Genomic DNA, 20,742 nt, shown 5'->3' on the forward strand with positions numbered 1-20,742 from the left:
ATGCTCGCACGCAGACCGTGATCGGCGATATCGCTACCGGCTGGTCATGTCACTTGCTGCAATCCCTGTAACGCGGTGGCCCTTTCGAACGATCACGCGCGACGAAAAGTCTTGTAATGCAAGCGTTTGACGTTCAAGGGTCGGGTTTTGGCATCAGGGCGGGACTAGTAGGATCTCGCGCTTGTGAAGTCGCCTTCCGCTCGGCGGCCGGTTTTTCTGGACTCGACCGGGCGTCGCCATCGCGCCATCCGGCGCGCCGGTGCGGTTCTCGCCGTACCGGCTGCGGGTTATCTGATCCTTGTGCTCAGCAGTGTTCTCGGTGGGCCGAGTCTGGACACTCCACTGGTCCCGTTGCCGGAGGGCGGTAAGTCTGCGCCCAGGAAGCCGGCGGTCACGCCCGGACCGGCTGCCGCGCAGTCCGTGCGTCCGAGTGAGGCGGCTGTCACCCCGGTCCGCGCGAGCACACCGGTTCCAAGCAGCACACCCAGTAGCACGCCAACCGTCGTACCTACCCCGACGATCGCGCCGTCCACCCCGGTGATCGGCTCTACGACCCCGCCCGGCAGATCCACCACAACTCACCCGAGCAACAAGCCGACCGCGCCACCCGGTCGAACCAAGTCGCCGTCCAAACCGTGAGTCGACGTCCGGTCGCGCGACGCGCGAAGCAGGTCCCACTGCGTTCCCACTGGATCGTGCTGACTGTGCTGCTCGTCTGCCTGTCGAGCATGTTGCTGCTGAACGGCTACACGCACCACATGTTCGGCGCCGAGCCGGACGGGGCAGTCAAGTCGGCGGGGTCGGCCGCATCGGTGCCAGAGGCGATCCGCACCGGCGGACCGGTGGTCGACGCCGTGCCGGACCGCCCGCGGTCCGTGGCGCCCAAGGCCCGCACGATCGCGCTCACCTTCGACGACGGGCCGGATCCGGTCTGGACCCCGAAGATTCTCGATCTGCTCAAGCAGCAGCAGGTGCGGGCGACCTTCTTCGTGGTCGGCACCGAGGTCGCCGCCCATCCGGACCTGACCCGCCGAATTGTCGCTGAGGGCCACCAGATCGGCGTGCACACGTTCACCCACGCCAACTTGAGTACGGCGGCCGGCTGGCGCCGATCACTCGAGTTGCGGCAGAGTCAACTGATCCTCGCCGGCGCGACCGGGATGAGTACGCCGCTGCTCCGGCCGCCGTACTCCTCCGAGCCCGACGCACTCACCGATGCGGACTGGACCGCGATCGAGGCCGCCCGCCGAGACGGGTACCTCACCGTGCTGAGCACCCAGGACAGCGAGGACTGGCGACGGCCAGGAACGACGAAGATCATCGCGAACTCGATGCCGCGCGGGACCGCGGGGCAGGTGCTGCTCATGCACGACGCGGGCGGCGACCGGACTGAGACCGTCGCCGCGCTGGCGAAGCTGATCCCGACGCTGAAGGCGCGCGGGTTCACGTTCGCCACCGTGAGCGACGCCGTCGGCCTGCCCCAACCGGTCCACAAGGCGAGCCTGCTCGAGCGCGCGCGCGGGCTGGCCGCGATCGGGGCGATCCGGATCAGCGACGGGGCACTGACGCTGTTGACCTGGTTCCTGTACGCCGCCGGCGCGCTGAGCGTGCTGCGAGCGATCACCACCGTGATCGCGGCCCGGCGGCACGCGCGGCAGCGGGACTGGTCGTGGGGCGATCCGGTCACCGAGCCGGTCAGCGTGATCGTCCCGGCGTACAACGAGAGCGCCGGGATCGAGGCCACCGTCCGCTCGCTGGTCGCCTCGGACCACCCGATCGAAGTGGTCGTCGTCGACGACGGTTCGACCGACGGTACGGCGGACATCGTCGAGGCGATGCGGATCCAGGGCGTCCGGGTGATCCGGCAGCCGAACGCGGGCAAGCCGGTCGCGCTCAACACCGGACTGCGGGCCGCCCACTTCGATCTGGTCGTGATGGTCGACGGCGACACGGTCTTCCAGCCGGAAACCATCCGGATGCTGGTGCAGCCGTTCGCGGATCCGTCCGTGGGCGCGGTGTCGGGGAACGCGAAGGTCGGCAACCGGCGTGGTCTGCTGGGTCGCTGGCAGCACATCGAGTACGTGATCGGCTTCAATCTGGACCGGCGGCTGTTCGACCTGGCCGAGTGCATGCCGACCGTCCCCGGTGCGATCGGCGGATTCCGTCGTACGGCGCTGGAACGCATCGGCGGACTCAGTGACGTGACCCTCGCCGAGGACACCGACCTGACGATGGCACTGTGCCGGGACGGCTGGCATGTGGTCTACGAGGAGCGTGCGATCGCGTGGACCGAGGCGCCGGCCTCACTGGGCGCGCTGTGGCGGCAGCGGTACCGCTGGTGCTACGGGACGTTGCAGGCAATGTGGAAGCACCGTGGTGCACTCGTTCAGCGCGGCCAGGCCGGCAAGCTGGGACGACGCGGCCTGACCTACCTGATGCTGTTCCAGGTCCTGCTGCCACTGCTGGCACCGGTGGTGGACATCTTCGCGCTCTACGGCTTGCTCTTCCTCGATCCGCTGCGGGTGGGGCTGGTCTGGCTGGGCTTCCTGGCGCTGCAGTTCGGGATGGGGCTTTACGCGTTCCGGCTCGACGGCGAACGGGCCGGGCCGCTGTGGACGCTGCCGCTGCAGCAGTTCGTCTACCGGCAACTGATGTACCTGGTCGTCATCCAGTCCGTGGTCACCGCGCTGGCCGGCTCCCGGCTGCGCTGGCAAAGGATGGAACGCTACGGAAGTCTGACCGCCCGCCCGGGCACCGAAGGTTTTCCCTAAATCCCCGGAAAATCCTCGGTGATGGCTTCCGGATCAGCGGTTCGCCCACGCAAGATCTCCGGCAACCGGCCGCCCGCCCAGCGGCCCGACCCGGAGGAGCGCAGTCCATGCGATCTCTCATCACCCGCCCGCGCGTCGCGGCAGCCCTGCTGGCCGGAACGGCGCTCATCTTCACCTCCCTCAGCGGCCAGGCTTCCGCCCGGCTCCCAGCCGAGTCACCCGACTGCTTCGTCCCACCGGCCAGTGCGTCGGCCAAGGGCGGGCACGGCCCGGACACGCGGGACGTGTCGGCCGCCGAGCAGAAGGCGATCGAGGCCCGGACCGCGCAGATCCTGAAGGCCAAGGCCGCCCGCGGTATCGGCGTACCGAAGGGTGCGCTGGCGGCCGCGAGCGTCCCCGTCTACGTGCACGTGATGCGTGACGCGGCCGGCAACGGCGACGTGACCGACACCCAGATCGCGCAGCAGATCGCCGTACTGAACACGACGTTCGGCGGCCAGGAGTCGTCGGCGGCGGCGAACACCGGCTTCACCTTCACGCTGGCCGGCACGTTCCGGTACAACAACAACAACTGGCACAAGGACAAGCAGAGCAGCACGTACCGCAAGCAGACCCGCAAGGGCGGTGCGAACGCGCTGAACATGTGGCTGGTCGACTTCGCCTACCTCGGCATCGCGACCTTCCCGTGGGACTACGACCGCAACCCGGGTGTCGACGGCATCCGCGTGCACTACGACTCGCTGCCGGGCGGCGGGATCGCCAACTACAACCTGGGTGAGACCGCGACCCACGAGGCCGGGCACTGGTTCGGTCTGTACCACACGTTCCAGGGCGGCTGCACCGCCACGAACGACGAGGTCGCGGACACTCCGGCGCAGAGCAGTTCCACCAACGGCTGCCCCGAGGGCCGCGACTCCTGCTCACTGCCGGGCCTCGACCCGATCCACAACTACATGGATTACTCGTACGACTCCTGCTACAACCAGTTCACCCCTGACCAGAGCACCCGCATCAGCAACATGTGGACCGCCTACAGGGCCTAGTCTGTGACGCGTGGTCACCCCGGCATGCGTGGCCGGGGTGGCCACCTTCAGAGGACGTACCGATCGCCCAGTTGGGTGATGCGGAGCCAGCGGGAGCCGTAGGGATCCAGGTCCAGCTCGAGTACGCCGTCCTCGCGCACGGTCGCCGTACCGTCCTGGAGGAGATCCGTGGCTCGGACGCCGACTCCGTTGCCGGCGACCGCGAGCGTCACGTGGGCAGGCTGGTCGGCGAAGTTGTGGACGGCGACGACACGGCCGCCCTCGTAGTCGGACCGATGAGCGAACACCGACGGCGACTCGGACTCGAGGATCGTGTACTTGCCCCACGACAGCTCCGGGCACTCGCGATAGCGCAGCGCCAACTGCTTGATCCAACTCAGCAGCGAGTCAGGGTCGCGGCGTTGGGCGGCGACGTTGACCTGCTCCGGTCCGTACTCGCCCTCGGTGACGGGTACGGCGAGGTCGTTCGGGTCCGCGGTCGAGAAGCCACCGTTCGGTTCGGCGGTCCACTGCATCGGGGTGCGGACCGCGTTCCGCCCTTCGACTGCGAGGTTCTCGCCCATGCCGATCTCCTCGCCGTAGAACAGCACCGGCGTACCTGGCAGCGAGAAGAGCAGGCTGTAGACGAGCTTGAGCCGGTCCGGGTCGTTGCCAAGCATCGGCGGCAGCCGGCGGCGCAGACCGCGCCCGTAGAGCTGCATGTCCTCCTCGGGCCCGAAGGCGTCGAACACCTCCTGCCGTTCCTCGTCGGACAGCTTGTCCAGCGTGAGCTCGTCGTGGTTGCGCACGAAGGTGCCCCACTGCGCCTCCTCCGGCGGGTCCGGTCGCTCGCGCAACGCCTTCACCAGCTCGGCCGGGTCACTGCGCGCCAGCGACAGGTAGAGCCGCTGCATACCGATGAAGTCGAACGACATGGTCAGCTCATCGCCGTCCTCGTCACCGAAGAAACGCCGGGTCTCCTTGTAGGGCAGGTTGACCTCGCCGAGCAGCATCGCCTGTCCACTGCGCCGGGACAGGAACGCCCGCAGGTCACGCAGGTAGTCGTGCGGGTCCGGCAGGTCCGCCGCATCCAGTGAACCCGCCGGGTCGATCAGGAACGGTACGGCGTCTACGCGGAACCCGGACAGCCCCAACCGCAGCCAGAAGCCGATCACCCGCATGATCTCCTCGCGCACCGCCGGGTTGGTGATGTCGAGGTCGGGCTGGTGCTTGTAGAACCGGTGCAGGTAGTACTGGCCGGCCTCCTCGTCGTACTGCCAGAGACTCTGCTCCTGGTCCGGGAACACGATGCCCTTGTCCGCGTCCGGCGGCGGCTCGTCCCGCCAGACGTACCAGTCCCGGTACGGCGACTCCCGCGACGCCCGCGCACTCTGGAACCACGGGTGCTGGTCGGAGGTGTGGTTGACGACCAGATCGGCGATCACGCGCATCCCGCGGTCCTGGGCGAGCGTGATCAGCTCGACCAGGTCGCCGTGCGTCCCCAGTCGCGGGTCGACGCCGTAGAAGTCGGTGATGTCGTAGCCGTCGTCGCGATCCGGTGTCGGGTAGAACGGCATCAGCCACAGGCACGTCACACCCAACTCGGCCAAGTGGTCGATCCGCTGGCTCACGCCGCGCAGATCGCCGCGCCCGTCGCCGTCGGTGTCGAAGAAGGTCTCGACATCGAGGCAGTACACCACTGCGTTCTTCCACCAGACATCCGCGGTCTCGGTCAGCCTCATGCCTTCGCGGTGCCCCGCGACACGGCGACGTACACCAGCCTCGTACTGATCTCCATGTAATTAATCGGTTACTTTCAGTGTCATGTTGAAACGGGCCGCTGTGCTTGCCGGGATCCTGATGCTCGTCTCCGCCGGGACGGTCGCCGCGTCGGAGGACAAGCGGCTGATCGTCGGCGGGACGCTGGCGAGTGTCAGCGAGGCGCCGTGGGCGGTGGTGCTGACGAACTCGCAGTCGTCGCGGCCCACCCGGCGGTGGTGCGGCGGCGTTCTGCTCGCGCCGCGGTGTCTACGCGGAAATCGCGCCAGTGGCTGAGACCCTGGCTCAACAGGTTCGTTAACCCGAAACATACCTGTCAGTACCGGTCTCAGGTCGTCACCGCTCGGACACAGCGGGAAAACACCATGTCCTTACCTTTCTGGTCAGCTACTTCGTTGCCCAGTGAGGAGAAGGCATGGCGCAGACCAGACGTCAGTTCCTGCAGCAGGTCGGTATCACCGGTGGAGCCGGTGTCATGTACTCCACGATGTCGGCGCTCGGCCTCACAAGCGTCGCCGAGACGCCCGCGTACGCCGCCCCGTCGCGGATCGAACTGAACGGCCAAGGCCGCAAGCACATCGTCATCCTCGGCGCCGGGATCGCCGGACTGACCTCGGCGTACGAGCTGCTGAAGGCCGGCTACAAGGTCACCCTGCTGGAGGCCCGCATGCGGCCCGGCGGCCGGAACTGGACGGTGCGCGGCGGCACCGTGGAGACCGACCTGGCAGGTAACACCCAGCGGGCCTCGTTCTCGTCCGGTCAGTACATGAACGCAGGACCGGCCCGACTGCCGCAGCACCACGTGACCATCGACTACTGTCGCGAGCTCGGTGTGGCGATCGAGCCGTTCGTCAACCAGAACGCGGACGCTTACCTGTACCGCGAGGGCACCACAGCCCTGTCCAACAAGCCCATCCGGCACCGCACCGCCAAGGCGGACGCCTACGGCTACGTGGCCGAGATGCTCGCCAAGGCCACGGACCAGGGCGCGCTCGATGCCCAGCTGACCGCGCCCGACAAGGAGGCGCTGATCGGCTTCCTCACCAGCTTCGGTGCGATCGGGAACAAGGCCGCCGGCTTCGCCTACACCGGAACCAGCGGCCGCCGGGGCTACACGGTCGAACCCGGTGCCGGCCTGGAGGGCGGTACGACGGCCGCGCCGTACGCACTGAGTGACGTGTTCGCCAGCGGGGTCGGCAACTACTTCTCGTTCGAGTTCGGCTGGGACCAGGCGATGATGATGTTCCAGCCGGTCGGCGGGATGGACCGGATCCCGTACGCGTTCGAGAAGGCGATCGGCAAGGAGAAGATCCAGTACGGCGCCGAGGTGACCGGTCTGCGCAACACCACGACCGGTGTCGAGGTCACCTACCAGACCGGGAGCCGGACCCAGGTGATCGCGGCGGACTACGCCATCTGCACGCTGCCGCCGCACCTGGCCGCGAAGGTCCCGTCGAACCTGCCCACCCCGATCGTCGACGCGCTCAAGTACGCCCGCCCGACGAACGCGGGCAAGATCGGCATCGAGTACGGCCGGCGCTGGTGGGAGGAGGACCACCGGATCTACGGCGGGATCACCAACAGCAACCTCGACACGGTCAACACCTGGTACCCGTCGACCGGCTTCCACGGCCGGCGCGGCACCGTCATCGGCTACTACAACACCGGCGCGAACGCCAACGTGTACGGCGCGCTGACGCCGGCCGCGAGACTGGAGCGAGCTCTGATGCAGGGCACCAAGATCCACGGCGGCGTGTACGGCAAGGACGTCAAGGCGGCGTTCTCGGTCAACTGGCTCGGCACCAAGTACTCCGAAGCAGCGTGGGTCAGCTGGCCGTCGCAGACCGACGGGATCTACGCCCGGCTGCTCGATGCCACCGGCAACATCTACTTCGCCGGTGACCATTTGTCGCACGCCATCGCCTGGCAGCACGGCGCGATGACGTCGGCCCGCGCGACTGTGACCGCTCTGCACAGCCGGGTGGTGGCGAGCCGATGAGGAAGCGTGCCTTGATCGCCGGCGTGGCCGCGGTCGTGATCTCCTTCAGTGCCGGCGCGGGTACGGCGGCCGGTTGGTGGGACATGCCCAAGCCGCCACGGCCGGGCACGGTCGCCCCCGTCCTGCCTGCCGGTCAGGCCAACCCGATGATCGCCAGCGGCGTCGGCATCGGGGCCAACACACCGATCTACAAGACCAGCGGACTCGGGCCGTCGGCACTCAACACCGGCGCTCCGGCCGGGACGGAGGCGGCGTACATCGACACTGTCGTCTTCCCGGGTGGGACGCTGCCGGCCGGTGTCACGATCACCGAGGCTCAGGGCATCAACGTGCTGCGGCGGATCGGCGAGAACCTGCAGGCACAGGGCCTCTCGTACGACGACGTCTACACGATGCGGGTGTTCCTGCAGAATCCGTCCGGCGCGGCCACGGCCGACTTCGCCGGCTGGAACCGCGCCTACCGTCAGTACTTCGCCAACACCGACCTGACCACGGGCCAGTTCGTTCCCGTCCCACTCGGTACGGCGGCGCCCGCCAAACCGTTCGTGGTCAACAAGGCCCGCCCGTCCCGCTTCGCCCTCGAGATCGAGAACCTGCCGGTCAACGGCTGGCTGGTCGAGGTCGAGGTCGACGCGGCCTACCCAGCCGAGCGCTGATCAGCTCGCCGGGACCCCGCTCCCACCGGGGTCCCGGCGTACGCTGGCCGGTGGGGGGTGGGGTGGATGCGGCACGGAATCTACTTGCCGAACCAGGGACCGTTCGCGGATCCCGCCGTACTGGTCGAGCTCGCACGGTTGGCCGAGGCGGCGGGTTGGGACGGGTTCTTCATCTGGGACGAGCTGCTGCCGTTGCACGGCCACAGCGAGGCGGTTGCGGCCACACTCGGCGACTCCGACGATGCAGCGGACGCGATGGTAGCGCTGACCGCGGTGGCGACGGCGACCGAACGGATCCGGTTCGGCACGCTCGTCACCGCGGTGGCCCGGTTGCGGCCGGAAGCCTTCGCCCGGCAGGCGGCGACGCTGGACCGACTGTCCGGCGGCCGACTGATCCTCGGGGTCGGGCTCGGCCATCCGGACGACCAGTTCACCGCCTTCGGCATCGATGCCGACCTGAAGACCAGGGCGGCGATGGTCGACGAGTTCCTCGACCTCGTGACCCGGCTGTGGACCGGGGAACGCGTGGACTTCGAAGGCAACTTCTACAACTGCCTCGGCACCGCCCTCCGGCCCACTCCGGTCCAGCAGCCACGGATCCCGATCTGGATCGGCGCCGGCGGTTCGTACCGCGCACCTCGCCGCCGAGCCGCCCGCTGGGACGGCTTCGCTCCTGCCAGCGAGCAGTGGCCGACCGTCGTCATCCCGCTCGAGACGTACGCCGCGATCGGCGCCGACCTGCAGGCCACGCGATCCGCTCGTCCGTTCGACCTCGTCCTGATCGGGAACACCGACGCCACCGAGCCGACCCAGCCCAGCCTCCGCCAGTACGAGCGCTACGGCGTCAACTGGCTGCTGACCCAAGCGCTCACCGTGGCGGACGCGCAGACGCGGATCCGCCTCGGCCCGCCGCCGCCAGGTCCGCCACGCTGACGCTCAGGACATGCGTTCGTACGCCGGAAGCGTGAGGAAGTCGGTGTACTCGTCGGCCAGCGCCGTCTCCAGGAACAGCTCGCGAGCCGCCTTGAAGCGATCGGGGTCGTCGCCGAGCTTGGCGATCTCCTCGTCGGCGATCCGCTGGACCAGGTCGGTTGTGACGGTCTCGCCGGTGTCCAGGACCACGTTGTTCTGGCGCCACTGCCAGATCTGGGAGCGGGAGATCTCGGCCGTCGCGGCATCCTCCATCAGGTTGAAGATGCCGACTGCGCCGGTGCCCTCCAGCCATGCGGCCAGATACTGAATCGCGACGCTGACGTTGTTCCGCAGCCCCGCCTCGGTCACCGCACCCGGTGTCGCGGCAACGTCGCGCAGGTCCGCAGCGGTGACGGACACGTCCTCCCGCAGCTTGCCGAGCTGGTTGGGCTCCGCACCGAGCACCGAGTCGAACACGGTCCGGCAGGTCTCAACCATCCCGGGATGCGCGACCCACGACCCGTCGAACCCGTCACCGGCCTCGCGCTGCTTGTCCGCGGTCACCTTCGCGAACGCCTGCTCGTTCACCGCCGGGTCCTTGCTCGGGATGAACGCCGCCATCCCGCCGATCGCGTGCGCACCACGCTTGTGGCACGTCCGGACCAGCAGCTCCGTGTACGCGCGCATGAACGGCACCGTCATCGTGACGCTGTTGCGGTCCGGCAGCTGGAAGTTCGTACCCCGGGTCCGGTGCGTCTTGATCACGCTGAACATGTAGTCCCAGCGCCCCGCGTTCAGCCCGGCTGAGTGCTCACGCAGCTCGTAGAGGATCTCCTCCATCTCGAACGCGGCCGGATAGGTCTCGATCAGCACCGTCGCCCGGATCGTGCCGCGCGGGATCCCGAGGTAGTCCTGCGCGGTCACGAACACGTCGTTCCACAGCCGCGCCTCCAGGTGCGACTCCATCTTCGGCAAGTAGAAGTACGGTCCCTGGCCGCGGTCGAGCTGCAGTTGTCCACAGGCCGCCAGGTACAGCGCGAAGTCGACCAGCGAACCGGACACCGGCTCGCCGTCGACCACGAGGTGCTTCTCCGGCAGGTGCCAGCCCCGGGGCCGGACGACGATGGTGGCCAGCTCGTCGTCCGGCTTCAGGGCGTAGCTCTTGGTGTCGGTGCTGAAGTCGATCCGCCGAGTGATCGCGTCCAGGAGGTTCAGCTGGCCGCCGATCACGTTCTCCCACAGCGGGGTGTTCGCGTCCTCCTGGTCGGCCAGCCAGACCTTGGCGCCGGAGTTCAGCGCGTTGATCGTCATCTTCCGGTCGGTCGGACCGGTGATCTCCACCCGCCGGTCCACCAGCCCGGGCGCCGCCGGCGCGACCCGCCAGTCCGGATCGTCCCGCACGTCCTTCGTCTCCGGCAGGAACTCCAGCGACGCCCCGCCCTCGATCGCCGCCACCCGCTCCCGCCTGCGCTCGAGCAGTTCGAGCCGGCGAGCGCCGTACTCCCGGTGCAACGTCTCGATCAGCCCGAGAGCGCGCTCGGTGAGGATCTCGTCGTACCGCTCGTTCATCGGCCCGGTGACGTCGATTGACACAGAAGGCTCCTTAGCTGAGTACTACGACTTCGTGATCGGTGATCCGGTCTACTCCGACCGTAATCCAGCCGTCTTGCTCGGTCACCTCCGCCTCCACCCCGGCGACCAGGAAGCGCGCCCGGTTGCCGCCCGCCCGCACCCGGACGGTGAACGGCCCGACCGGCGTGAGCTCCTCCAGCCGACCCCGCCACGCACCGCCCTGGTCGAGGTTGACCAGGTGCAGGATGTGCGCGTCACCCTTCTTGTAGAGCTGGCAGTCGAGTACGCCGGTGCCCTCGACCTGCAGCGGGATCCCGTCGTGCCGCACCAGGTTCGCGAGCAACCGGCCGTGGTCCGGATGATGGTGCAGCGCGTACTGCCGGTCGAGGTCCGCCGCGAGATAGACCGTCCGCTCCCCGACCACGAGCGCCGGGATGTCACTCCGAGGCTCCGCCATCCACGACAGCTCCGGCGGATAGATCGGGAACGGCGGGACGTAGGTCAGCGCCGCCGCAGTCGCAGCCGCCTCGACGAGCTCCAACTGCCCACCGAACGGCAGCAGGTCCGTGCCGTCGAAGCCGTCCGCGATCGCCCGGTCCTCGATCCGCAGGTACGTGTGCGCGTCGTACGTCTCCCAGTCCACCTTCCCCGCTTCGAGCCGCTTGCCCTGATGCCGGACGCCGAGCAGTTCGGCGAGCGCGAAGTCGTCCCGCCGATCCCCCCACTCGTCGTACAGGCTCGACTCCCCGGTGACCACGAGCCGCCCGCCGCCTTCGACGTACGCCGTCAACGCCTCGCACTGCACATCAGTGAGCACACCGACGTTCGGCACGACCAGTACGGCGAAGCGCGAGTCGACCTCATGGGTCGGCAGGTACGGGATCCGGGCCCGGACCAGGGCGTCGACCCACCCCCGATAGGGCAACTGGCTCGTGGTCTCCGGAGAGTCCTTGCCGTGGAAGTCCACACTGCGCTGACTCCACAGCAACCCGACCGTGGCGACCGGCTCGCGGTCGACCAGGTAGGTCTCGTGCGCGGCATGCCAGCCGAACAGTGGCTCAGCCGTCGCGTACTGCCGCCGGTCCTCGTGCACCGAACCGATGTGGTGCCACCACGGTTGGATCCCGCCGGCGAACCCCTCCACCGCCCACATGCGGGCCTCCGGCTCCGGCTTGCTCCCGAGACGGAACGTCGGCGTCCCCGCGTCGTACATGGCCGTGCTCTCCGGGATCAGCGTGTCCCAGCCGAGCAGGCCGTGCAGCCGCTTCCCGCTGTCGGCGTTCGCCTGGAAGCCGGACTCCTCGTGCCGCCACTGCGAGTCCAGCATGAAGATCGGGGTGCGCTTGCAGATCTCCACGTCGTCACGCAGTCGCTTGCTCTGCGCAACGAGGTCGCCACCGTTCATCCCGATCCACAGGCAGTCCGGACCGCCTGCGCGCCGGGTCACCTCGTTGTTCAGATCCCAGACCGCGAGCCGCCGCTCGTAGCTCCAGCGGATCCACTGCCGGTACGCCGGATCCGCCCAGTCGACGCCCGTCGGCAGCTCCTGGCCGAAGCTGTCGCGGCAGTTCGGGCAGTAGCAGATGCTGTCCCGGCCGAGACCGCTCCAGCTGTTGTCGGTGATCCCGTCCGGCGCGCTCCGCTCGATGATCTCCTCGAGGATCCCGGTCAGGAAGTCCTCGTAGTACGGCCCGGTCACGCACGCGACGTACAGCGTCCCGGCCCGATGAGGGTTGCCGTCGGCATCGACCGCGAACCAGTCCGGGTGCGCGTCGTACAGCGGCTGGTGGGCCCGGTTGGAGTCCATCCGGGCCAGCACCGTCAGGCCGTCCTGCTGGGCGAGCTCGACGATCTCGCCGTACAGGTCGCGATCGCCGAGGAACTCCGCGCGGTGCTGCAACTCGAACTCGCTCGGGTAGTAGGCGACGATCCCGCCGGCGTTGACGATCACCCCTTGGACCTTGGTACGACGCCAGTGGTCCCGCCACCACTCGGCGTCGTACCGGACCGGGTCCTTCTCGGTCAGGTTGGTCTGCGCCCACCGCAGGGTCCGCTGGTACCAAGGCTTCACGGGAGGCTCCGGACCGCGTCCCCCGCACCGGACAGGTTCTCCAGCAGCATCTCGGAGTACTTCCGGCTCAGTACGACGCCCTCCGCGCCACCCTCGAACGCGGCCAGCGTCGCGTCCCGCACGGACTCGCGGGTGCACTGGGTCAACTCCCCCTCGTTGTCGTCCCAGTTGATCTTCGTCCCGAGGTCGCGAGGCTGCTCCAGCCGCTGCTTCGTGACGCCGACCGGGATGTCGATGTCGATGCCGGGGTAGATCGCGCTCTGCCCGGCGACACCCGCGACGGCGCGCGCAGTCTCGCGGCGGACGTAGTCGGCGGTGAACCCGGTCCGCGGCAGCTTCTCGTAGTCGCCCTCGTCGAGTTGCAGCAGCTTCATCATCAGCGGGTAGACGTCGTCGGGGTCCGCGTCCGCGAACAGCGCGCCGCAGATGCTCTTCACCCAGGTGAAGAACCGCGGCCCGGCGCAGTTGTTGTAGATGACCACCTTGATGAAGTCGGAGAACTTCGCCATCTCGGTGTAGGCCTGGTCGGCCCGGTAGAACGGGCTGAACGAGATGTTGTGGTAGACGTGCCAGCCGACCTGGACCTCGGGCGAGATCGCCTTGGCGACGCCGTAGATGTCGCGATACAGCTGGCGCTGGCTCTCGGTCCACAGCGTCTGCCAGGCGAGCACCTCGGGGAAGTTCAGCAGGATCCGCCAGAACGTCACGAAGGCCCCGTCGACCGGCCGCTCACCGGCGCCGACTCGCTGGTTCCACTCGACCAACTCCCGGTATCCCCGCATCGCCCGCTCGACGTCGATCCCCCGGTCACGAGCGATCTGCCGGCAATGCTGGCAGAAGCAACCGATCTCGGGTACGTCGACGGTGCCCTGCATCAGCATGTTCAGCGGACCCGGTCGCTCCGAGCACCAGGCGAGTCCGTCCAGCTGGTAGCTCTGCAGGTAGTCCTCGACGAACCCGAGATGCCAGTTGCGGTAGTCCGGGTTGTTGAAGCACGGCCGGCGGCCGGGCAGTCCCCAGGCGTCTACCTCGAGCACCTTGACGAAGTTCGGGTAGGTCCGCAGCTGGCGGGCGCCACCGCTCTCCTCCATCCAGGCGAACGATTTCATCCCGCGCTCGCGGGCCTTTGGCACGACCTCGCCGAGCAGGTCGAACTCCGGGTTCTCCGGTGCCTTGCCGACCGCGCCTAGCACGGTGTTCCCGTAGTACTGCGGATGCGGCGTGGCGTAGTTGCCGCCGACCCAGCCGAGGTCGTACTCGGCGCCGCCGTGGTCGGGAATCGGGTGGCCGGGGATCTGGCGTCCGCCGGTGCCCCGGGTCCAGGTCGGTGTGGCCAGGAACAGCGCGTTCACCGCGCCGCGGTCGGCCAGGATGTCCAGTGTCTGGTCGACGCCTTCGTCGACGAACGAAACCGCTCCGATCTGCATGGCAACGAGCCGGTCCGGCACGGTGCTCACCCCTTCATTCCTGTCATCGTGATGCCCTGGATGAAATAGCGCTGCGCAAAGAGGAAGACGGCGATGACGGGCACCACCGAGACGGTCGCCCCGCACATCAGCAGACTGATCTGGGTGAAGTACTCGCCCTGGAACTGGGCCAGCGCCACCGGCAGCGTCTGCAGGTTCTCGGAATTGATGTAGATCAGCGGACCGAACAGGTCGTTCCACGACTCGAGGAAGGTGAACACGCCGATCGCGGCCAGCGCCGGCTTGGTCTGCGGCAGCATGATCCGCCAGTAGATGCCGAACGTGGACGCCCCGTCGATCTTGCCCGCGTCCTCGAGCTCCTGCGGAATCGTCAGGAAGGACTGCCGCATCAGGAACGTCGCGAACACCGGCGTGAGCACCTTCGGCACCCACAGCGGGTACTGCGTGTCCACCCAGCCGATCTGGCGGAACACGATGTACTGCGGGATCAGGTAGGCGATCCCCGGGATGATCGAGGTGGCCAGCAGCACCATGAACGCGAAGTCCCGGCCGGCGAACCGCAACCGCGCGAACGCGTACCCCGCCATCGACGCGACGATCAGGATGCCGACCACGTTCAGCCCGGCCAGCTTGACGCTGTTCCACAGGAACACCGGGATCAGCTCGAAGATCTGCCGGTAGTTCTCCCACTGCGCGTCCTTCGGCAGGAACTGCGGCGGCACCGAGAGCACCTTGGCCTCCGGTCGCAGCGACGCGCTGATCATCCAGACCAGCGGCGCCAGGAAGACCACCGCGAACAGCGACATGACGACGTACTGCGAGGTCCGGCTCACCAGCCTCATGAGTAGAACACCCACCTCTTCTGGAGCTTCCACTGCAGGAAGGTGACGGCCGCGATCACCGCGAAGAGGATCCACGCCATCGCCGAGGCGTAGCCGACCTTCCCGAAGCTGAACGCGTTCTGGTAGATGTTGAAGATGTAGACGCTGGTGGCGTGGCCCGGCCCGCCCTTGGTCATCACGTAGATCAGGCCGAACACCTGGAACGACGTGATGAACTGCGTGATCAGCAGGAACAGGAAGTGCGGCGTCAGCAACGGCAGCGTGATGAACCGCAGTCGCTGCAGCGCGTTCGCGCCGTCGATCTTCGCCGACTCGAAGTACTCGTTCGGCAGACCCTGCAGCCCCGCGAGCAGGATGATCATCGGGTAGCCGATGCCCTGCCAGACGCTGACCATGATCACCGCCGGCATCGCCCAGGTCGAGCTCGACAGCCACTGCGGCCCGGTGATCCCGGCCTGCCCGAGCAGCCCGTTGACCACGCCGTTGTCCGGCTGGAAGAACCAGAACCAGACGAACCCGATCGCGACCACGTTCGTCACGTACGGCGCGAAGTACGCGGTCCGGAAGAACGCGACCCCCCGGATCGGCCGGGCGCACAACAGCGCCAGCACCAGGCCGATCCCGATCGTCAGCGGAATGCTCGCCAGGGTGAAGTAGATGGTGTTCTTGAACGTCTGCAGGAACAGCGGGTCGTCGCCGAACAGGTCGGTGAAGTTCTTGATCCCGACGAACTTCGGCGCCGAGATCCCGTTCCAGTCGGTCAGCGAGGCGCCCATCGAGACCACGATCGGGAAGAACTGGAACGCCACCACGCCGACCACGATCGGACTGATGAACAACCAGCCGACCAGGGTCTGCCTGCGGCGCGCCCGCCGTACCTCGGCCTGGTGGTTCGGCGCCGCGACCTCGGCGACCGGCTGTCTCGCCTGCGTTGTCGTTGCCATTGGCTTCAACCCTTCAAGGCGGTCTCCACCTGTGGCTTGATCTGGTTCAGGACGTCGCCGACCGGCTTCTCGCAGTTGTAGGCCTGGTCCAGCGCGGGCCGGTACAGTTCCCGGGCGCCGAGCGTGTTCTTGGTCTGGTTGGTCGCGGTCAGGTGGTTCGCGGCCTCACCGAACAGCCCGATGTGCTCGGGCATCTTGCCTCCGGGCGCGAGTTGGGCTGCGACCTTCTTGTTGATCGGGGTGAACGCGCCGCCCTGCAGGAGGATCTTGCCGCCCTCCTCGCCGGCCAGGAACTTGAGCAGCTCCCAGGCCTGGTCGGGGTTCTTCGCCGTCTTCGGGATGCAGAACACGATCACGCTGGCCTCGGTCTTCTGCTGCACGTCGGCCGGTGGCGGCGCGACGTCCCAGGTGAAGTCCTTGACCGTGGTCCGCATGTACGGCACCGTGCCGAAGGTCGCGAACATCATCGCGATCTTGCCCTGCGCGAACAGCTGGTTCTGCACGTTGTCCTGCTGTAGCGCGGACCACGGCGGTTGCACCTTGTCCTTGCAGGTCAGGTCGGTCGCCCACTGCAGCGCCTCGACCTCCTTGGCGCCGGGCAGCGTGAACTGCGCGCCGTCAGTGGAGTAGATGCCGGTCTCGCTGCCGTGGTTGACCGTGAACGTCTGCTCGTAGCCGGTGTCCAGGTAGACCAGGGCGCCGTACTGCTTCTTGGCCGGGTCGGTCAGCTTCTTGGCCCGGTCCGCGAAGTCGGCCCAGGTCCAGCCGTCCGGCGACCAGGTGGTCGGCGGCAGCGGTACGCCGGCCTGCTTGAAGAGATCGACGTTGTAGAAGATCAGCCGCGGCTCGTAGCCGAGCACCCAGGCGGTGTGCGAACCGTCCGGCTGCTTCGGGAACTCGAACGCCTCCTTGGCGAACGCCGCGGTGTCCACGCCGTCCTTCTCGAGGTACGGCTTCAGGTCGAGCAGCGCCCCCTGCTCGGAGAAGCCCCGGACGAAGTCGTCGTTGATCCGCATCACGTCCGGCGGGCTGCCGCCGGCCAGCAGGGTGCGCATCTTGGTGTCGTACTCCTGGGTGACGGCCGGCTGCACCGTGACCTTCGCGCCGGACGACTTCTCGTAGGCCTGGATCGCCTGCTCCAGCGGCGTGCCCTTGACCTGCTGCCAGTTGAGGAAGGTGAGGCCCTTCCCGTCACCGCCACCACTTGCGTTGCCGTTGCCGCCACAGCCGGCCAGCATGCCGCCGGCCGCGAGTCCCGTCAGTCCGGCGAGAAACCTGCGGCGACTCAGGTTGGAGTGGATTGTCTGCACCGGAATCTCCCATCCGCGAGGGATGAATACGTATACAATGAATACGTATACACACCGTCTTGCGCGTGGTCAACGGCGAACGGCGACACTCTTCAGTAGGGTTTCGGATCTCGGAACCAGGAGGGGAGGCGGGGGCGATGGGCCGACAACCGACCAGCCGGGACCTGGCACGCCTGGCCGGGGTGTCCCAGGCGACGGTCTCGCGGGTGCTGACGAACAACCCGAAGGTCAACGCCGAGACCCGGGCCCGGGTGCTGCGGGTGCTGGAGGAGGCGAACTACACGCCGAACGCGCTGGCCCGGGCGATGAAGACCGGCCGGACCGACACCATCGGTGTGTTCATGACCCGGGTGACCAGCCCGTTCCACGCCGAGCTGCTGGATGAGATCGGGCGGGTGCTGAGCGCGCTCGGGTTGCACATGATCCTGTGGAACATCGAGCACGACCCGGAGGAGTCGGTCAGCAAGGTGATCCAGCAGCGCCTGGTCGACGGGTTCCTGCTCACGTCGGCGACGTACGACTCGTCCTTGCACACAATGGCGGTCGAGTCGGGCACACCGACCGTACTGCTGCATCGCGGGATCGACGGACTCGATTGCGACCAGGTAGTCGGCGACAACTGGCAGGGCGCGTACGACGCCGGCCGCTACCTGGTCGAGGCCGGCCACACCGACATCGGCCTCGTCACGCTGACGCACACCGGGAACACCTCCCGCGACCGGGACCTCGGCTTCCGCGCTGCGCTCGCCGACGCGGGGGTGAAGATCAAACCCAGCAACGTCGTGTCGGTCGGCGTACCGCACGCGGACGGCCATGCCGCGGCGCAGAAGCTGCTGTCACGCAAGAAGCCGCCGACGGCGATCTACACCGTGACCGATCTGCTGGCCTTCGGCATCCTGGACGGCGCTCGCGCGCTCGGCGTACGCGTGCCGGACGACGTCTGGGTGATCGGCTTCGACAACACGTCACTGGCCGCGTGGGAGGCGTTCGACCTGACGTCGGTCTCGCAGCCGATCCACGCGATCGTGGAAACCGGTGTGGACCTGCTCCGCCGCCGTATCGAGGACCCCGAGCGGCCGACCGAGATCATCACGCTGCCGTGCCCGCTGGTGGTCCGGGGATCAACCGGTGGGCGTTAGCCTGGGGAGGACTTCCTGGAGCAGGGCCGCGTGATCCTCGGGTTTGGACAGGCCCAGCTTCATGGTGTTGACGGCCAGGTGGGTCGCGCCCAGCTCGCGCCAGCCGTCGACGAAGTCGGGCCAGCTGCGCTCGGGGATCTCGGCCAGGGTGAGGCGGGGCTCGATGCCGATGGTCGCCGGATCCCTTCCGGCCTCGGCTGCCGCTTCGCGGATCGTGGCGAGCTGGGCGCGGGCACGGTCGTCGGGTTTGCCCTGCGGCATCCATCCGTCGCCGATCCGTCCGGTACGACGCAGTGCGCCGTCGGCGCTGCCGCCGAACCAGATGGGGATCGTGCTCGTGGGGAGCGGGTTGAGCCCGGCTTCCTCGATCTGGTGGAACTTGCCGTCGTACGAGATCACCGGCTCTGTCCACAGGCGGCGCAGGACGTCCACCTGCTCCTCCAGCAAGGCCCCGCGCTGCTTGAACGGCACACCGAGGGCCTGATACTCGACCTGGTTCCACCCGATGCCCACACCCAGCCTCATGCGGCCGCCACTCAGCACGTCAACCTCAGCCGCCTGCTTGGCCACCAACGCCGTCTGCCGCTGCGGTAGCACCAGCACGCCGGTCACCAGCTCTAGTGTGCGTGTGATCGCCGCGAGGTAGCCAAACAGCACGAAGACCTCATGAAACAAGGACCTGTCCGTGTAGCCGGTCCAGCCGGGTCTGTTGCTCGGGTCGGCGCCGAGCACGTGGTCGTACGCGTGCACGTGCGTGTAGCCGGCCCGCTCTACTGTCGTTGCCCACTCTCTGACGACGTCCGGATCTTTGCCGATCTCCAGTTGCGGGAACACGGCGCCGATCTTCACTTCGCGGCCTCCTCGAGCAGGTTGATCAATCCTTGCACGGCGAGCTCGAACGGCTCGTCGGAGTTGGCCGCCCGGGCCAGCACGTACCCACCCTGCAGCACAGCCGCAATCGTCGCCGCGGTCTGCTCCGGATCGAGCGTGTCCGGGAACTCCTTATTGCGCTTGCCCTCAGCAACAATCTCGGCGAGCTTCGCGCGTAACCACTCGAACGTCTCCGCCACCGGCTTCCGCAACTCCGGATCCGCCATCACGTCCGGATCCGCCGTCAACCGGCCGATCCGGCACCCGCGCAACACTTCCCGGTCCCGCTCCAGATACCCCGTGATCCGCGCGGTCGCCGTACCCCCGGCGTCGAACTGCTCGTCCGCCGCCGCCCGCAACTCCACCCCCGACCGCTCGATCGCCGCCTTCGCAAGCTCAGCCTTCCCCGCGAAGTGGTGGTACATACTCCCCTGCCCGGCTTCCGCAGCCCGCTGAATCGCCTTGGGACTCGTCCCCACATACCCCCGCTCCCACAACAACTCCTGAGCCCCCCGAATCAACCGCTCCACCGTCTCCACACCCCGACTGTACCTACCACCAGGTACAACCCGGACCCACCCCGCGGCGGCTGCCTGCCCGGAGCCGCCTCCGGCGGCGCCGCAGGACCGTGGACACGCCCCACCCAAGCGGCGAACGAACTTTGGACGACCACCGCAACCGTGGACAAGACGCACTGCGATCGGCGACTGAGCTGCGTGGGTCAGGGCGCACGGCAGAGCCGCCCCAGCTCCACAGCACCTCAAGTGTCCCGACGCTGCTCAGCGAACGTCACCACCAGACAGCTTCCGACGTTTGCCACCAACTGCGCGGCTCACGTCCCCACCCACTGCAACGCTGCATCCCCTGGCGCTCACCACTTCCGAGCACCGTCCAGTCGCCCCAGGACCTCCGACGCGATGTCCCACCCCATCCTCACCCGCGCCGCGCCGCGCAGCCTTCACTTTCATCCGTGGCTGAGCACCCTTCACCACGCGTCTGCACCAATCCCCACCGCCGCCAACCACGCGACCCGCCTCAACTCACCAGGCTCACACAACCACCATCCGAGCCGCAGTCGCCGCCTCCCCGTCAACACCACCGCACCGCAACACTCCGTCACAGGTCCCACCGCGACGAGCCCGCCCCGGCCGTCACGCAGCCCATCGACCAACCCACCCGAGACCTCGCCTGCATACCCGCTTTGCCCGCTCGGCTGGATGTGACGTTTCCCCTTGTGGATAACAGATTCCAGCCACAACCGAGTTGGAATCAACCCGCACCATGCCATAGAATCAAACACATGTTCGAAGGAGACTTGACCACCCTCGCGACGGCCGACCTGCTGGAATCGGCCGCCGCGCACCGCGCCGAGGCCAACCGCCTCGACGCCCGCCTCCTCGAACACGCCCAGCTCTACGCCGACCACCA

At 67.8% G+C, this 20,742-nt stretch carries 16 protein-coding genes; 7 read left to right on the forward strand and 9 right to left on the reverse strand.

Features of this window, described 5'->3' with window-relative positions; all coding sequences use genetic code 11:
* The first annotated feature begins 635 nt into the window (after positions 1-635).
* Together ACIBL3_RS40940 and ACIBL3_RS40945 are read left to right on the forward strand one after the other, a co-directional pair.
* Positions 636-2,771, forward strand: a complete 2,136-nt coding sequence (locus ACIBL3_RS40940) for a bifunctional polysaccharide deacetylase/glycosyltransferase family 2 protein (RefSeq protein ID WP_396359381.1) — start codon at positions 636-638, stop codon at positions 2,769-2,771.
* Between the two features lie 107 nt (positions 2,772-2,878).
* Complete coding sequence (locus tag ACIBL3_RS40945; protein ID WP_396359382.1) at positions 2,879-3,814, forward strand: zinc metalloprotease; 936 nt, start codon at positions 2,879-2,881, stop codon at positions 3,812-3,814.
* Between the two features lie 47 nt (positions 3,815-3,861).
* On the opposite strand, the gene ACIBL3_RS40950 is transcribed toward ACIBL3_RS40945, so the two are convergent.
* The gene (locus tag ACIBL3_RS40950) at positions 3,862-5,535 is read right to left on the reverse strand and encodes an alpha-amylase family protein (protein WP_396359383.1); all 1,674 of its coding nucleotides are present in this window, start codon (positions 5,533-5,535) and stop codon (positions 3,862-3,864) included.
* A gap of 82 nt (positions 5,536-5,617) precedes the next feature.
* On the opposite strand from ACIBL3_RS40950, the gene ACIBL3_RS40955 reads away from it, so the two are divergent.
* The 4 genes from ACIBL3_RS40955 to ACIBL3_RS40970 all read left to right on the forward strand — a co-directional run bounded on the left by ACIBL3_RS40955 (position 5,618) and on the right by ACIBL3_RS40970 (position 9,160).
* Positions 5,618-5,848 (forward strand): hypothetical protein, encoded by a 231-nt coding sequence (locus tag ACIBL3_RS40955; protein ID WP_396359384.1) that lies wholly within the window; start codon positions 5,618-5,620, stop codon positions 5,846-5,848.
* A 139-nt stretch (positions 5,849-5,987) separates the two neighbouring features.
* Entirely contained in the window at positions 5,988-7,571 is a 1,584-nt protein-coding gene (locus ACIBL3_RS40960; protein WP_396359385.1) for an FAD-dependent oxidoreductase, read from the forward strand.
* Positions 7,568-8,227, forward strand: coding sequence for a Rid family hydrolase (locus ACIBL3_RS40965; RefSeq protein WP_396359386.1), 660 nt, complete (start codon positions 7,568-7,570; stop codon positions 8,225-8,227). Before ACIBL3_RS40960 ends, ACIBL3_RS40965 begins: the two co-directional genes overlap by 4 nt.
* A 66-nt stretch (positions 8,228-8,293) precedes the next feature.
* Complete coding sequence (locus ACIBL3_RS40970; RefSeq protein ID WP_396359387.1) at positions 8,294-9,160, forward strand: LLM class flavin-dependent oxidoreductase; 867 nt, start codon at positions 8,294-8,296, stop codon at positions 9,158-9,160.
* A gap of 3 nt (positions 9,161-9,163) precedes the next feature.
* On the opposite strand, the gene aceB is transcribed toward ACIBL3_RS40970, so the two are convergent.
* The 6 genes from aceB to ACIBL3_RS41000 are packed head-to-tail and all read right to left on the reverse strand — an operon-like array spanning position 9,164 to position 17,305.
* Positions 9,164-10,732: a malate synthase A gene (aceB, locus tag ACIBL3_RS40975; protein ID WP_396359388.1), complete on the reverse strand. Its 1,569-nt coding sequence runs from the start codon at positions 10,730-10,732 to the stop codon at positions 9,164-9,166.
* Positions 10,733-10,742: 10 nt separating this feature from the next.
* Positions 10,743-12,782 (reverse strand): alpha-amylase family protein, encoded by a 2,040-nt coding sequence (locus tag ACIBL3_RS40980; protein WP_396359389.1) that lies wholly within the window; start codon positions 12,780-12,782, stop codon positions 10,743-10,745.
* Positions 12,779-14,239, reverse strand: a complete 1,461-nt coding sequence (locus tag ACIBL3_RS40985; RefSeq protein WP_396359390.1) for a hypothetical protein — start codon at positions 14,237-14,239, stop codon at positions 12,779-12,781. Before ACIBL3_RS40985 ends, ACIBL3_RS40980 begins: the two co-directional genes overlap by 4 nt.
* On the reverse strand, positions 14,236-15,051 hold the full coding sequence (locus ACIBL3_RS40990) for a carbohydrate ABC transporter permease (protein WP_396359391.1): 816 nt from the start codon (positions 15,049-15,051) through the stop codon (positions 14,236-14,238). Before ACIBL3_RS40990 ends, ACIBL3_RS40985 begins: the two co-directional genes overlap by 4 nt.
* Positions 15,048-15,995, reverse strand: coding sequence for a carbohydrate ABC transporter permease (locus tag ACIBL3_RS40995; RefSeq protein ID WP_396359392.1), 948 nt, complete (start codon positions 15,993-15,995; stop codon positions 15,048-15,050). Before ACIBL3_RS40995 ends, ACIBL3_RS40990 begins: the two co-directional genes overlap by 4 nt.
* A 5-nt stretch (positions 15,996-16,000) precedes the next feature.
* Positions 16,001-17,305 (reverse strand): ABC transporter substrate-binding protein, encoded by a 1,305-nt coding sequence (locus ACIBL3_RS41000; RefSeq protein ID WP_396359393.1) that lies wholly within the window; start codon positions 17,303-17,305, stop codon positions 16,001-16,003.
* Positions 17,306-17,442: 137 nt separating this feature from the next.
* Here ACIBL3_RS41000 and ACIBL3_RS41005 point away from each other — a divergent pair, with 137 nt between their 5' ends.
* Entirely contained in the window at positions 17,443-18,444 is a 1,002-nt protein-coding gene (locus ACIBL3_RS41005; RefSeq protein WP_396359394.1) for a LacI family DNA-binding transcriptional regulator, read from the forward strand.
* Here the strand turns inward: ACIBL3_RS41005 and ACIBL3_RS41010 are convergent.
* Both ACIBL3_RS41010 and ACIBL3_RS41015 read right to left on the reverse strand, forming a co-directional pair.
* Positions 18,427-19,293, reverse strand: coding sequence for an LLM class F420-dependent oxidoreductase (locus ACIBL3_RS41010; protein ID WP_396359395.1), 867 nt, complete (start codon positions 19,291-19,293; stop codon positions 18,427-18,429). The two genes, ACIBL3_RS41005 and ACIBL3_RS41010, sit on opposite strands and share 18 nt — an antisense overlap.
* Positions 19,290-19,853, reverse strand: a complete 564-nt coding sequence (locus ACIBL3_RS41015) for a TetR/AcrR family transcriptional regulator (RefSeq protein WP_396359396.1) — start codon at positions 19,851-19,853, stop codon at positions 19,290-19,292. Before ACIBL3_RS41015 ends, ACIBL3_RS41010 begins: the two co-directional genes overlap by 4 nt.
* Positions 19,854-20,742 lie beyond the last annotated feature (889 nt).

This window comes from Kribbella sp. NPDC050124, assembly GCF_044460355.1.
Taxonomy (GTDB): domain Bacteria; phylum Actinomycetota; class Actinomycetes; order Propionibacteriales; family Kribbellaceae; genus Kribbella.